This window comes from Mesorhizobium sp. WSM3862 (genome assembly GCF_002294985.1).
Classification (GTDB): Bacteria; Pseudomonadota; Alphaproteobacteria; order Rhizobiales; family Rhizobiaceae; genus Mesorhizobium.
The window spans coordinates 128377-141874 of sequence record NZ_NSGE01000005.1; the positions used below are offsets into that span (position 1 = coordinate 128377).

Sequence of the window (13498 nt, forward strand, 5' to 3'; positions counted from 1 at the left end):
GCCGATGGTCAATCAGGCGCGCAAATCCGAACTGTTATTTTCCGGGTCGGACTGGGATTTTGCGAAACTGTCTCGGGTCTACGACGAGATCGAGGCGATCGGGGTCGAAGAGCTTCACCTCGACATCTATCCGGTGCAGATGGAGGTCATTTCCTCCGAGCAGATGCTCGACGCTTATTCCTCGGTCGGCATGCCGCTGATGTATCGGCATTGGTCGTTCGGCAAGCATTTCCTCTACAACGAGCTTCTCTACCGCAAGGGCGCGCGCGGTTTGGCCTATGAACTGGTCATCAACTCCAACCCTTGCATCGTCTACCTCATGGAAGAAAACACGATGGCCTTGCAGGCCCTGGTGACCGCCCATGCCGCGCTTGGCCACAACCATTTCTTCAAAAACAATCATCTCTTCCGGCAATGGACGGACGCCGGAGGCATCCTGAGCTATCTGGACTTCGCCAAGGGCTACATCGCCCGATGCGAGGAACGGCACGGCCTGCAGGCCGTCGAGGCGGTGCTCGATGCCGCCCACGCGCTGATGGAGCAAGGCGTGTTCCGCTACCATCGGCCGCCGAAGCTGTCGTCGGAACAGCAGCGCGAAGGCCTTCGCGAGCGCCTCGAATATGAGGAGCGTTCCTACAATGATTTGTGGCGCACGCTGCCGACCGCGCAGGACAAGAACAAGCCGGAAGCAGGGGACGAAAGCTTGGCCGAGCGGAAGAAATCGCTCAATCTGCCCGAGGAGAACCTGCTCTACTTCCTCGAGAAGAACAGCCTGGTGCTTGAGCCCTGGCAGCGCGAGATCATCAGGATCGTGCGTGTGATCGCGCAATATTTTTACCCGCAGCGGCAAACCCAGGTGATGAACGAAGGCTGCGCCACTTTCGTCCACTACACCCTGATGAACATGCTTTTCGATCGCGGCCGCATCAGCGAAGGCGCCATGCTCGAGATCTTGCGAAACCATTCGAACGTGGTTTTTCAGCCGGCCTATGACGATCCGCGTTATTCCGGGATCAATCCCTATGCGCTGGGCCTCGGCATGATGCAGGACATCCAGCGCATCTCGACCGAGCCGACCGCGGAGGATCGCGACTGGTTTCCGGACATCGCCGGCCGCGTCGACTGGCGCGACACCTTGCTCGATGCCTGGGCCAACCACCGTGACGAATCCTTCATCCGCCAGTATCTGAGCCCCGCTTTGATCCGGAAATGGCGGCTCTTCGTGCTGGCCGACGGCGCCGACGAGCCGCATTACGAGGTCGCCTCGATCCATAATGAGCGCGGCTACAGCAAGATACGGTCCGCGCTGGCCCGAAGCTACGATGTGGGGGCGAGCCGGCCCGACATCCAGGTGGTCGACGTGGATCTTCTGGGAGACCGGCATTTGCGGCTGCAGCACAAGGTCAAGGACGGCATCCAGCTAGAGGACGAAAGCCGCGACGCGACCTTGCGCCACATCCGGAGCCTTTGGGGTTATGACGTCAGCCTGGCGGCAATGGATGCCGAAACCGGCGCCGTGCTCAGCGAGCGCTCGACCAAGGAACTTTGAGCACCGGAGACGCAGGAAGCCGCCCTTTGCAGGCCGGTCTCACCTGAAGATCGGCACACCCTAACCTTCGCCGGCGGGCCGGATCCTCAACCTTGCTATGCGGTTCTTGTCGCGCTTCATCACCACGAAACGCTTGCCGTGGAAGGTGAAGGCCTGCTTCTCGTCTGGGATCGTCTGCGTCTCGTGGATGACCAGGCCGGCGATCGTCGTCGCCTCCTCGTCCGGCAGATCCCAGTCGAGCGCCCGATTGAGGTCGCGAATCGCCACCGTGCCGTCGACGACGACCGAGCCGTCGGCCTCCTGCTTGACGCCTTGCATGTCGACATCGTGCTCGTCCGCGATCTCGCCGACGATCTCCTCGATGATGTCTTCCAGCGTCACCAGCCCTTCCATCTCGCCATACTCGTCGACGACGATGGCGAAATGCGCCTTGCGCCGCAGGAAGGCGTTGAGCTGATCCTGCAAGGTGGTGGTGTCGGGCACGAACCATGGCTTCGACGCGATCTTTGTCACGTCGATCTTGGAAAAGTCGTTGCCGACCTCGTTGAGCGCCCGCAGCAGATCCTTGGCATGCAGCACGCCGACGATGTTGTCGAGCGAGCCTTTCCAGAGCGGCATGCGGGTATGCGGGCTCTGCAGAATCTCGCGCACCACCATTTCCGGCGGATCGTCGGCGTTGACCGAGCGCATGTTGGTGCGGTGGACCATCACGTCCGAAACCTCGAGCTCCTCGAGTTCGAAAAGCGCGCCCAGCCGGTTGCGATCCTCGCGCGCCTGCCCGTTGCGGCGGGTCTCGTCGCCGTTCTCGTCCGGCTCATCCTGCTCGGGCTCCGTCGGTTCGATCGGCCGCAGACTGTAGCCGAGCGCCGCGAAGAGCCGCGTGCGCAAGAGAAACGCCAGCACGATCACGGCGGCAAGGACGGCTGCGGCGATCCAGCCGAAGTCGATCATCCGGGATGGCTCGCCTTGAGGAAGGACAGCACTTCGGAGGGCGGCACGTCCTTGGCGATAAAGGCATGGCCGACGCCACGCGTCAGGATGAAGGTAAGCGCGCCGCGCGACACCTTCTTGTCCTGGGTGATGAAGCCAAGCAGCGTCTCGGGATCCGGCAGTTGGCCCGCTATGTCGGCCATCCGCCAGGGCAGGCCGACGGCGCGAAGGTGCGCCTCGACGCGCTCCGCGTCGTCCGGGCTCGCTAGATTGAGGCGCGCGGAGAAGCGGTGCGCCAGCGCCATGCCGATCGCGACCCCCTCGCCATGGACGAGACGGGCACCGTCATAATTCGTGGCGGCTTCGAGAGCATGCCCGAATGTGTGGCCGAGATTGAGCAGCGCCCGGTCGCCGGTCTCGAACTCGTCGCGGGCGACCACATCGGCCTTGGCGCGGCAAGCCTCGGCGATGGCTTCGGTCCGCTCCGGGCCGCCGGCGAACACCTTTTGCCAATTCTCCTCCAGCCAAGCGAAGAAGCCGGGACGGTCGATCAGCCCGTATTTGGCGAGCTCGGCATAGCCGGCGCGGAATTCGCGGATCGGCAAAGTGTCGAGCACGCCGGTGTCGGCAAGCACCAGTTTTGGCTGGTTGAAGACCCCGACCAGGTTCTTGCCGCGCGCGCTGTTGATGCCGGTCTTGCCGCCGACGGATGAATCGACCTGCGCCAGCAGCGATGTCGGCACCTGCACGAAGTTCATCCCGCGCCGCACGATGCCGGCGGCGAAGCCGGCAAGATCGCCGATGACGCCCCCGCCAAGTGCCACGACGACATCGCGCCGTTCGAGCTTGGCGGCGAGCACGCCGTCGACGACCTCTTCGAGGTGGGCGAAGCTCTTGGTCTTTTCGCCGGCCGGCAGGGTGATGACGGCGGCCTCGATGCCGCCTTTTTCAAGGCCGGCCTGCAGCGTTTCGAGATGCGCTGCGGCGACGTTCTCGTCGGTAACGATGGCCGCGCGCGTGCCGGGAAGGCGGCCTGCGATTTTGGTTCCTGAGCCGGAAAGCAGGCCGGGCCCGATAAGTATGTCATAGGCACGGTCGCCGAGCCCGACCTCGACCTTCACCGGTTCGCTATGGCTCACGGCTCCACCTCGTCGTCGCTGGTGGCGATTGGCGCGATCCCGAGGTAAGCGCAAAGCGCGCATACCACCTCGCTGGCGATGACTTCCTTGCGGTCGTCACGGGTCGAAACCGTGAGGTCGGCGGTGGCATAGACCGGGTAGCGCTCGCTCATCAGCTTCTCCAGCACGCCGCGCGGATCCGGATTCTTCAACAGCGGCCGGTTCTGTTTTTTCGAAACCCGCTCCATCAGCAGATCGAGATCGGCCTTCAGCCAGACCGAGACGCCATGCGCATCGATCGACTCGCGCGTCTGCGCGTTCATGAAGGCGCCGCCGCCGGTCGAAAGCACCTGCGGGCCGTTTTCGAGCAGACGCAAGATGACCCGCTGCTCCAGCGCCCGGAACTCAGGTTCGCCATAACGCTCGAACAGCTCCGGCACGGTCATGCGCGATACGCTCTCGATCTCCTGGTCGCTGTCGATGAAGGGCAGGGAAAGCATTGTCGCCACCTTGCGGCCGATTGCGGTCTTGCCGGCGCCCATCAGGCCGACGAAGACGATCGAGCGGCTGCCGAGCCGCTCGAGCAGCGCGACACGGCCTTCGTCCGGCGGATTTGCTGGCAGCGCGTTCATGCGGAACCCTCTTTGCGCCGTATCGACATCAAAAGCCCGTTTGCGTCAAGCAGGCCGCCGCAGGCGGGCCAGATCGCCCCTCTTCCGTCGAGAAGCTTCCTCGACAAATCCTCTGCCCCAGCCCTTCGTCCTTGAATTGGCCGGAATGGCGTCCCATAAGGGCACAGGGTTTGGAATCGCAGAACAAGAAGACGGGCGAAGACTGAATGCCGACATTGTTTCGCTTTGTCGTGACGCTGGCGGTTCTTGCAGGCGTCGCTTATGGCGCGATGTTCGCGCTGGCGATGTTCGTGGAGCCGAAAAAGGCCGAAATGAGCGTGCGCATTCCCGCGGAAAAGCTCAATCCGAAGAAGAACTGACCCGACCAAATGAACAGCGCGGCCCGCATCGAAGCCTTTCTGGAGATGATGAGCGCCGAGCGGGGTGCGGCCGAGAACACGCTTTCCTCCTACCGACGCGACCTCGAAGACGCCTCCGAAGCTATCGGTGGCGGGCTGGCGGGAGCGGCAGCCGCCGACATCCGCGCCTATCTCGACGACATCGCGGCGCGTGGCTTCGCGCCGACCTCGCAGGCGCGCAAATTGTCGGCGATCCGCCAATTCTTCAAATTCCTCTATGCCGAGGGCCTGCGCGGCGACGACCCGACCGGCACGCTGGACAGCCCGAAGAAGGGCCGGCCGCTGCCGAAGACCATGACCGAGGCTGAGACGGGCCGCCTGGTCGACCGCGCGGCCGAGGAGGCGGGCGGGGCCGCGCCCGACGGCGACCGGTTGGCGGCGCTGCGCCTGCACGCGCTGGTCGAGGTGCTCTATGCCACGGGCCTGCGCGTTTCCGAGCTTGTCGGTCTGCCGGTGACGGTGGCGCTGCGCGACGACCGTTTCTTCATGGTGCGCGGCAAGGGCGACAAGGAGCGCATGGTGCCGCTGTCGGCCAAGGCGCGCGCCGCGATGCGGGCGTGGCTTGCCGCCAGGGCGGAGGTGCCGGCCTACGCCGACAGCCCGTTCCTGTTCCCAGCCTCTTCCGACAGCGGTCATCTCTCCCGGCAGGTTTTCGCACGCGATCTCAAAGGCTTGGCGGCGCGAGCCGGCATCGCCGCGACCAAGATCTCGCCGCATGTCCTGCGCCACGCCTTCGCCAGCCATCTCCTGCAGAACGGTGCGGATCTCAGGGCCGTGCAGCAACTGCTTGGCCACGCCGATATCTCCACCACGCAGATCTACACTCATGTGCTGGAGGAGCGGCTGGTGCGGCTGGTCAACGATCATCATCCGCTTGCCGACTAGGCTTCATATCGCTATGTGAGGGCGACGTTCCACCGCCCGGAGCCAGCATTTCCAGGGTTCCGCCAGCCATTGCCTTCCGACGGATCGGTCCGCCCCAGCATGTATAATTATCTCGATTTCGAAAAGCCGGTGCAGGATCTGGAGCTCAAGATCCTTGAGCTGAAGAAGCTCGCGGAGAACGGCGAGGCGGTCGATGTCGCCGACGAGATCGGCAGGCTGGAGAAGCGTTCGCGCGATGCGCTGCGCGATCTCTACAAGGCGCTCACCCCTTGGCAGAAGGTCCAGGTGGCCCGCCATCCGGACCGGCCGCACTGCCTCGACTACATCAAGGGCTTGTTCAGCGATTTCACGCCGTTGGCCGGTGACCGCAATTTCGGCGACGACCAGGCGATCGTCGGCGGTTTTGCCCGTTTCCGCGGCGAGCCGGTGGCGGTGATCGGCCAGGAGAAGGGCTCCGACACGGCAAGCCGCATCAAGCACAATTTCGGTTCGGTACGGCCCGAGGGGTACCGCAAGGCGGTTCGGCTGATGGAGCTTGCCGACCGCTTCAACATTCCGCTTTTGACGCTGGTCGACACCGCCGGCGCCTATCCCGGCGTCGGCGCCGAGGAGCGCGGCCAGGCCGAGGCCATTGCGCGCTCGACCTCAGCCTGCCTGGCGCTCAAGGTGCCGTCGATCTCGGTGGTCATCGGTGAAGGCGGCTCCGGCGGCGCCATCGCGATCGCCACCGCCAACCGTGTCTACATGCTGGAGCACGCCATCTATTCGGTGATCTCGCCCGAGGGCGCGGCCTCTATTCTTTGGCGCGACACCACCCGTTCCAAGGACGCGGCGACCAACATGAAGATCACCGCCCAGGATCTTCTCGAAATGAAGATCATCGATGCCATCGTTCCCGAGCCGATGGGCGGCGCCCAGCGTGCGCCGGAAACGGTGATTGCCGCCACCGGCGACCTGATCGCCAAGACGATGAAGGACTTTGCCGGCGCCAACACCGATTTCCGCGAGCAGCGCCGCGAGAAATATTTAGCGATGGGCCGCAGCCTTTAATGCATGTCGCGCAAAACTGTGCGGTGGTTTTGCGATAACGACATGCATGAAAACAAAGCACGTGAGTCTGCCCCAGCGCCACCCGTTTAATTCGGCCGTTCGCCGCAACTATGGCGGCGATTAACAATTTCGCCACAAAAATGCCGCCGCATTCGGCTCAATGAAAATATCCGCGAGGGGTTGGCTATTGCTTGCGGTAAGGAATTTTCAAGGTTAACGGGCTTACGGTCCATTGGTGTTGAGCCTGCGGGCCGGCCATGCCGAGGCCGTTGGCCTGAGAGAAAAGACAAAGCCGTATCGATGTTTGCCAAGCTTGCCCGCACCGGAGTCCTTGTCGCCGCGATAGGCCTCGCCGGCTGCAATGATTCGTCGATGAAGGATTTTGCGCCGGAGGCCAACAAGCCCCTGCCGGATAAGATCCTCGCCGACATGAAGGCCAAGGGCATGGTGCGCACCTCCTCGGTGATGGCGCGCATCTTCAAGGAAGAAGGCAAGCTGGAGATCTGGAAGGCCAAGACCAACGGCCGCTACGATCTCGTCGCCAGCTACGATATCTGCAAATGGTCGGGCAAGCTCGGCCCCAAATACACCGAGGGCGACCGCCAGGCGCCTGAAGGCTTCTACACGGTGCGTCCGTCGCAGATGAATCCGCGCTCGAACTACCATCTGTCCTTCAACATCGGCTATCCCAACGCCTATGACAGGGCCAACGGCCGCACCGGCTCCAATCTGATGGTGCACGGCGCCTGCTCCTCGTCCGGCTGCTATTCGATGACCGATGCCCAGATCGAGCAGATCTATGCTTTCGGCCGCGATGCCTTCCAGGGCGGCCAGACCGAGTTCCAGATCCAGGCCTTCCCGTTTCGCATGACCGCCGCCAACATGGCGCGCTACCGCAACGACCCGAACTACGAGTTCTGGAAGATGCTGAAGGTCGGCTACGACAATTTCGAGATCACCAAGGTGCCGCCGAAAGTCGACGTCTGCGAGAAGCGCTACGTCTTCAATCAAGTAGCGCCAGAAGGCACCACCTTCGACCCGACAGGTGCCTGCCCAGCAATGACACAGCCTGATTCGTTGAAAACGGCCTACGCCGACTACGAAAAGCGCTACGACGCCGCCTTCAACTCCGCGGTCAAGGGAAGCATACTACCGCCTAAGCCGGCCATCGCCGGCATCAAGGAAGCCAGCATCGTTTCCGACTGGTCCAAGCGCCGCGCCCGCGGCGAGCGTGTGCCGATCGACCCGCCGTCGATGAATGCCGACGGCTCGGTAACCGAGACGACGCGGATGGGCCGCATCGATTCCCCGCTCGGCCGCAAGATGGCCGCGCTCGACGCGGAGAAGGAGGCCAAGCGCAAGGCCGAGGAGCAGCGGCTTGCGGCGATCGAGGCGGCCAAGGCCGCCAAGGCGCAAGCGCAGGCTGAAAAGGCAGCCGCCAAGGCGCAGGCCCTGGCCGAAAAGGAAGCCGCCAAGCAGGCGGCTCAGCAGCCGGTGGTCACCGCAGGCGTCGAGGCGGCTTCCGCGCAACCGGCGCTGGAAACGCAGCAGGCGGCAAGTGCCGACGAAGGCACGGTCTCGAAGCTGAAGAAGAAACTGCTCGGCATGTTCGGCGGCTGAGATTTCTCGATCTTGGCCGGGTCCGCCGCTACCTACGATCTGAAGGGGCTGAACTGCCCGCTGCCGGTGCTGAAGGCGCGCAAGCGTCTGGCCGCGATGCGGCCCGGCAGCCGTCTGTGGCTGGAAACCACCGACCCGCTGGCCGTGATCGACATTCCGGCCTTCTGCGCCGATGCCGGCCATCAGCTGATCGAGACGGCGGCGGTCGACGGCGGCCATCGCTTCCTGGTCGAGCGCGGCGGCGCGGCATAGGCCAATCGGACCTCTGGAACTACAGCCCGGCGATCGCCAGCGGATTGGCCTCGAGCGCCGCCCGGTCGGGCGTGTCGATCGACGGCTTGTTGGTGAAGGCGGAAAACAGCCGCTGGACATAATCTTCCGGCATGTCGAGCGTGATCAGCACCAGCCGCGTGCCGCGCCGTCCGTCCGGCCACGACGGCAGCCTGGCCGCCGGATGCAGGATCTTCTGCACGCCGTGGATCACCAGCGGCCGTGACGGATCCTCCTGAAGTTCGATGACGCCCTTCATGCGCAGCAGTTTCTCGCCATGCGTCGAGCGCAACAAATCGAGGAACATCTCGATCGCCGAGAACGGCACCGGCCCGTCATGGACGAGCGAGTGGGAGCGCACGCGGCCGTCGTGGCGGTGGTCGTGATGATGGGGGGCGTGATCATGACCATCGTCGTGGTGATGATGATCATGCGCCGCCTCCTCTCCGAGCCAGCGCCGCACGTCGGCGCTCTTGGTTTCGGGATTGTAGAGGCCGCAATCGAACAGCGACGCTGCCCCGGTAGCGGGGTCATTGACGTCGAGCAGGACCGCGCTCGGATTTATCTGATGAAGTCGCGCCCGCAGGGCCTCGGCGTCGCTTGCCTCGGCGAGATCGGTCTTGGTCAGCACGATGCGGTCGGCGACGGCCGCCTGCTTCACCGCCTCGACATGGTTATCGAGCGTGGCCGCCCCGTTGACGCCGTCGACCAGCGTGATGACGCCGTCGAGCCGGAGAGCCTGCACCAGCGCCGGATGCGCCATGATCGACTGCAGCACCGGTGCAGGATCGGCAAGGCCGGTGGTTTCGACCACGACCCGGGCCAGCCTGGCGATGCGTCCGGTCTGCAGCCGGTCGACGAGGTCGGCCAGCGTATCGACGAGTTCGCCGCGCACCGTGCAGCAAAGGCAGCCGTCGGAAAGCTGGATGATGCCGTCTGAGGCTTGCTCGACGAGCAGATGGTCGATCGCCACCTCGCCGAACTCGTTGATGATGACGGCCGTGTCGGCAAGCGCCGGATCCTTGAGCAGCCGGTTGAGCATCGTCGTCTTGCCGGCCCCGAGAAAGCCGGTGAGCACCGAGACGGGTATGGGAAAGCCGCTGCGCCCGGTCATGGCGAGTTTGCCGTCTTGGCCGGCTGATCCCCCTGCGCTGCAGCGGCAGCGGTTGCGGCAGGTGTGGCGCCGGCCGGCAGAGGCTTGTCGGGCCGCCAGCTGGGCAGCGGCACATCGGCATAGTTCTGATCGGTCTGGTCGACGAAAGCCTTGGGCGCCGGCCCGGTGGCCCCGCCAAGGCCGACCGCGATCAGCGTCGGGTGATCGAGTTTCACTTGATAGGGCGATTTGGCCTTGTCCTTGGCGGCGACGGCAGGTGCTGCCTCGGACTGCTGTTCCTTCGGCTTCTTCTTGCAGATCTCGTCCTGCAGGTCGTTGGGCGACAGCGTGTCGCCATAGGGCTTGAGCGCCGCGAGCGTGGTCGACCCGGCCGCCGGCGCGTCAAAACCCTGGTCGAGCAGCTTCGCCGCCGCTTCGGCGCGGCTGATGGCGGATTTTTCGCCAAGCACCACGGCAACCAGCGTGCGGCCATCGCGCGTCGCCGAGCCGATCATGTTGAAGCCCGAGGAGCAGACGAAGCCGGTTTTCATGCCGTCGGCGCCGGGATAGCGCCCGATCAGCAGATTGTAGTTCGGGATCGCCTTCTTACCGACGGCAAGGCCCTCGATGGAGAACCATGGCGCATATTGCGGGAAGTCGTTGCGAAGCGCCGTCACCAGGACGGCGAGGTCGCGCGCGGTCGTGTACTGGTCGGGCGAGAACAGCCCATTCGGGTTGACGAAATGCGTTCCGACCATGCCGAGCCTGGCGGCCTCGGCATTCATGCGGTCGGCGAAGGCGGCCTGCGATCCGCCGATGTTCTCGCCGACGGCCATGGCGATGTCGTTGGCCGACTTGACCAGCATCATCTTCAGCGCATTGTCGAGCCGCATGACCGATCCGGGCTTGAAGCCCATCTTGCTCGGCGGCTCGCCGGCCGAATGTTTCGTCACCTTGATCGGCGAATCGAGCGCCACCTCGCCGGCGGCGATCGCCCGGAACGCCACATAGGCCGTCATCAGCTTGCTCAGCGAGGCCGGATACCAGCGCTTGAAGGCGTCCTGATGCTCCAGCACCTTGCCGCTATTCAGGTCGAACAGCACCACCGGATTGGCGCGCGCAGTGCCGGAAAGCATCGGCAGCGCCAGCGCCCCCGCAAGCAATAGGTTGAGGAAATGCCTTTGCCGCATGATCAATTCCGAAATCGCCTCTTGCCGTAGTTGCCGCTGGCTCCGTAAGATTTCGCTGCGCGATGGCCAGCATAGTGCGGACCGACCCTCGACTCCGGGCCGCATTATGCGGTGCTATTTACCCTATGTGACGTCAAAATGGCAAAGTGCCAGACGATCACACTTGCCGGGCAGCGGCCCTGAATTGCCTGCCCCAACAAAGAAATGGAACGATCATGCCAATTCTCAACCGTGCCGCGGAAATGCAGGAAGAAGTCGCGGGCTGGCGGCGACATCTGCACCAGACGCCGGAACTGAACTTCGACGTTTTCCAGACCGCCGCCTTCGTCACCGACAAGCTGCAGGCTTTCGGTTGCGACGAGGTTGTGACCGGCCTCGGCAAGACCGGCGTCGTCGGCATTATCCGCGGCCGTAAGGGCGAGGGTCCGGCAATCGGCCTGCGCGCCGACATGGACGCTTTGCCGATCAACGAGATCACCGGCAAGCCGTACGCGTCGAGCGTTCCCGGCAAAATGCATGCCTGCGGCCATGACGGCCACACCGCCATGCTGCTCGGCGCAGCCAAATACCTCGCCGAAACGCGCAATTTCGCCGGCTCCGTGGCGGTGATCTTCCAGCCCGCCGAGGAAGGCGGCGGCGGCGGCAACGAAATGGTCAAGGACGGCATGATGGACCGCTTCGGCATCTCGAAGGTGTTCGGCATGCATAACATGCCCGGCCTTCCCGTCGGCGAGTTCGCCATCAAGCCCGGCCCGATCATGGCGGCGACCGCCGAATTCACCATCACCGTCAAGGGGCATGGCGGCCATGCGGCGATGCCGCACGCCACGATCGACCCGATCGTAATTACCAGCCACTTGGTGAGCGCTTTGCAAACCATTGCCTCACGCAGCACCGATCCGGTCGAGGCCGTCGTGGTGTCGGTGACCAAATTCCATGCCGGCGATGCCTACAACGTGATACCGGAAAAAGCCGAGATCGCGGGCACGGTGCGCACGCTGAAAAAGGAAGTGGCCAGGAAAGCGGAAGAGAAAATCCGCGCCATTTGCGCTGGCCTGGCATCGGCCTTCGGCGCGACGATCGAGGTCGACTACGACCCCAACTATCCCGTCACTTTCAACCATCCGGAAGAGACGGCCTTCGCCAGCGATATTGCCGCCGGCGTCGCCGGCGACGCGAATGTCCACCGCGCCATCCAGCCGGTGATGGGCGGTGAGGATTTTTCCTACATGCTGGAAGCGCGCCCCGGCGCCTTCATCTTCATCGGCAACGGCGACACCGCCGGCCTTCACCATCCGGCCTATGACTTCAACGACGAGGTCATCCCGCACGGCATGAGCTATTGGGTGAGGCTGGCGGAGACGGCGCTCGCCGCCTGACCGATTTGCACGGAGGCGACCTTCCCGGCCGATTGGCGCCGATCGGCCGGTAACGCCTCTTGGCGAACCGGCCCGAAGCGTTTATGTGTCGGGCCGCGTGGTCCCGTAGCTCAGTAGGATAGAGCGGCAGATTCCTAATCTGTAGGTCACAGGTTCGATTCCTGTCGGGATCACCAGCTAAGTCAAAGGGTTGGCTGACTTTTGCAATGCTCCCATGTTGCATTTTCTTGCAACTGGCTCCCGTTGCTTTCCGTTCGCCTCGAATCTCAAGCACTCCCTGGCCGCCGCGGTGAGAGCGCGAACAGCGGCAATCAGATGCGCCGGCCCGTCTTGGCGTCGAACAGATGCGCCGAGGCGCGGTCGATCTCGATCCGCACGTTCTCGCCTTGCTTCAGCGCCAGCCGCTCGCGGAAAAGGCAGGAGATCACCTCTCCGCCGCAGTCGACCGTGGCGAAGATTTCCGAGCCGGTCGCCTCCATGAGCGTGACTGTGCCGGAGAGACCCTGGCCGGTCGCCCGGATATGCTCGGGACGAATGCCGTAAACCAGTTCCCTTCCCGCGGCCTCGCTCGGCCGGATGCCTTGCGGCAGCGGCAAAGTCAGCCCACCGGCGCTGCGGAAGATGCCCTCCTCGATGTGGCCGTGGATGAAGTTCATGGCCGGCGAGCCGATGAAGCCGGCAACGAACAGATTGGCCGGCCGGTCGTAGAGATCGAGCGGCGCGCCGATCTGCTCGACCAGACCGTCATGCAGCACGACGATCTTGTCGGCCATGGTCATCGCCTCGATCTGGTCATGCGTGACATAGATGGTGGTGGTGCCGAGCCGCTGATGCAGCGCCTTGATCTCGCCGCGCATCTGCACGCGCAATTTGGCGTCGAGATTGGAGAGCGGCTCGTCGAACAGAAACACCTGCGGGTCGCGCACGATGGCGCGGCCCATGGCGACGCGCTGGCGCTGGCCGCCGGAAAGCTGGCGCGGATAGCGGTCGAGCAGCTTCTCGAGGCCGAGAATGCCGGCTGCCCGCTTCACCCGGCTCGCGGTATCGGCCGGATCGGCTTTCTTGATCTTGAGCGCGAAGCCCATATTGTCCGCCACCGTCATGTGCGGGTAGAGCGCGTAGTTCTGGAACACCATTGCGATGTTGCGGTCCCGTGCCCTGAGGTTGTTCACGGTGCGCTCGCCGATTGCGATCTTTCCGGCCGAGATCGTTTCCAGCCCCGCGATCATGCGCAGCAGCGTCGACTTTCCGCAGCCCGACGGTCCGACCAGGATGACGAACTCGCCATCGGCGATATCGACGCTGACATCGTGGATGATCCGAGTGGCTCCGAAAGCCTTCTGCACGTTGTTGATGCTTACCGATGCCATTGCGTATCTCCGAA

At 63.9% G+C, this 13498-nt stretch carries 13 protein-coding genes and 1 tRNA gene; 8 read left to right on the top strand and 6 right to left on the bottom strand.

All coding sequences use genetic code 11. The features are described 5' to 3' along the window. Positions 1 to 4 precede the first annotated feature (4 nt). A complete protein-coding gene (locus CK224_RS16285; protein ID WP_095782456.1) occupies positions 5 to 1549 on the top strand; it encodes a SpoVR family protein in 1545 nt (514 codons plus the stop codon). A gap of 60 nt (positions 1550 to 1609) precedes the next feature. Here the strand turns inward: CK224_RS16285 and CK224_RS16290 are convergent, their stop codons facing one another. From CK224_RS16290 to CK224_RS16300, 3 genes are read right to left on the bottom strand one after another with little or no spacing between them, the layout of a single operon-like run. Next, complete coding sequence (locus tag CK224_RS16290; protein WP_066990350.1) at positions 1610 to 2500, bottom strand: transporter associated domain-containing protein; 891 nt, start codon at positions 2498 to 2500, stop codon at positions 1610 to 1612. After that, complete coding sequence (gene aroB / locus CK224_RS16295; protein WP_095782457.1) at positions 2497 to 3618, bottom strand: 3-dehydroquinate synthase; 1122 nt, start codon at positions 3616 to 3618, stop codon at positions 2497 to 2499. The genes CK224_RS16290 and aroB overlap by 4 nt, the downstream gene beginning before the upstream one ends. Further along, positions 3615 to 4229, bottom strand: coding sequence for a shikimate kinase (locus CK224_RS16300; protein ID WP_095779325.1), 615 nt, complete (start codon positions 4227 to 4229; stop codon positions 3615 to 3617). Before CK224_RS16300 ends, aroB begins: the two co-directional genes overlap by 4 nt. A gap of 206 nt (positions 4230 to 4435) precedes the next feature. On the opposite strand from CK224_RS16300, the gene CK224_RS16305 reads away from it, so the two are divergent. From CK224_RS16305 to CK224_RS16325, 5 genes are all read left to right on the top strand, one after another. Then, complete coding sequence (locus CK224_RS16305; protein WP_066990358.1) at positions 4436 to 4588, top strand: histidine kinase; 153 nt, start codon at positions 4436 to 4438, stop codon at positions 4586 to 4588. Between the two features lie 9 nt (positions 4589 to 4597). Next, entirely contained in the window at positions 4598 to 5512 is a 915-nt protein-coding gene (locus CK224_RS16310) for a site-specific tyrosine recombinase XerD (protein WP_095782458.1), read from the top strand. 99 nt (positions 5513 to 5611) lie between these two features. Continuing rightward, the gene (locus CK224_RS16315; RefSeq protein ID WP_066990365.1) at positions 5612 to 6562 is read left to right on the top strand and encodes an acetyl-CoA carboxylase carboxyltransferase subunit alpha; all 951 of its coding nucleotides are present in this window, start codon (positions 5612 to 5614) and stop codon (positions 6560 to 6562) included. 300 nt (positions 6563 to 6862) lie between these two features. Further along, positions 6863 to 8182 (top strand): murein L,D-transpeptidase family protein, encoded by a 1320-nt coding sequence (locus tag CK224_RS16320; RefSeq protein ID WP_095782459.1) that lies wholly within the window; start codon positions 6863 to 6865, stop codon positions 8180 to 8182. Between the two features lie 12 nt (positions 8183 to 8194). Beyond that, on the top strand, positions 8195 to 8434 hold the full coding sequence (locus CK224_RS16325) for a sulfurtransferase TusA family protein (protein WP_066990371.1): 240 nt from the start codon (positions 8195 to 8197) through the stop codon (positions 8432 to 8434). A gap of 19 nt (positions 8435 to 8453) precedes the next feature. Here CK224_RS16325 and CK224_RS16330 read toward each other — a convergent pair whose 3' ends face one another. Next, positions 8454 to 9566 carry a GTP-binding protein gene (locus CK224_RS16330; protein ID WP_095782460.1) on the bottom strand — a complete coding sequence of 371 codons (1113 nt, stop codon included), beginning with the start codon at positions 9564 to 9566 and terminating at the stop codon, positions 8454 to 8456. Beyond that, positions 9563 to 10735, bottom strand: coding sequence for a D-alanyl-D-alanine carboxypeptidase family protein (locus CK224_RS16335; protein ID WP_095782782.1), 1173 nt, complete (start codon positions 10733 to 10735; stop codon positions 9563 to 9565). The genes CK224_RS16330 and CK224_RS16335 overlap by 4 nt, the downstream gene beginning before the upstream one ends. A 215-nt stretch (positions 10736 to 10950) precedes the next feature. Between CK224_RS16335 and CK224_RS16340 the strand changes: the two genes are divergently transcribed. After that, positions 10951 to 12114 (top strand): M20 aminoacylase family protein, encoded by a 1164-nt coding sequence (locus tag CK224_RS16340; RefSeq protein WP_095782461.1) that lies wholly within the window; start codon positions 10951 to 10953, stop codon positions 12112 to 12114. Between the two features lie 99 nt (positions 12115 to 12213). Then, positions 12214 to 12290 (top strand) — tRNA-Arg (locus tag CK224_RS16345). Between the two features lie 135 nt (positions 12291 to 12425). Here the strand turns inward: CK224_RS16345 and ugpC are convergent. Beyond that, positions 12426 to 13484, bottom strand: a complete 1059-nt coding sequence (gene ugpC / locus CK224_RS16350; protein ID WP_095782462.1) for a sn-glycerol-3-phosphate ABC transporter ATP-binding protein UgpC — start codon at positions 13482 to 13484, stop codon at positions 12426 to 12428. Positions 13485 to 13498 lie beyond the last annotated feature (14 nt).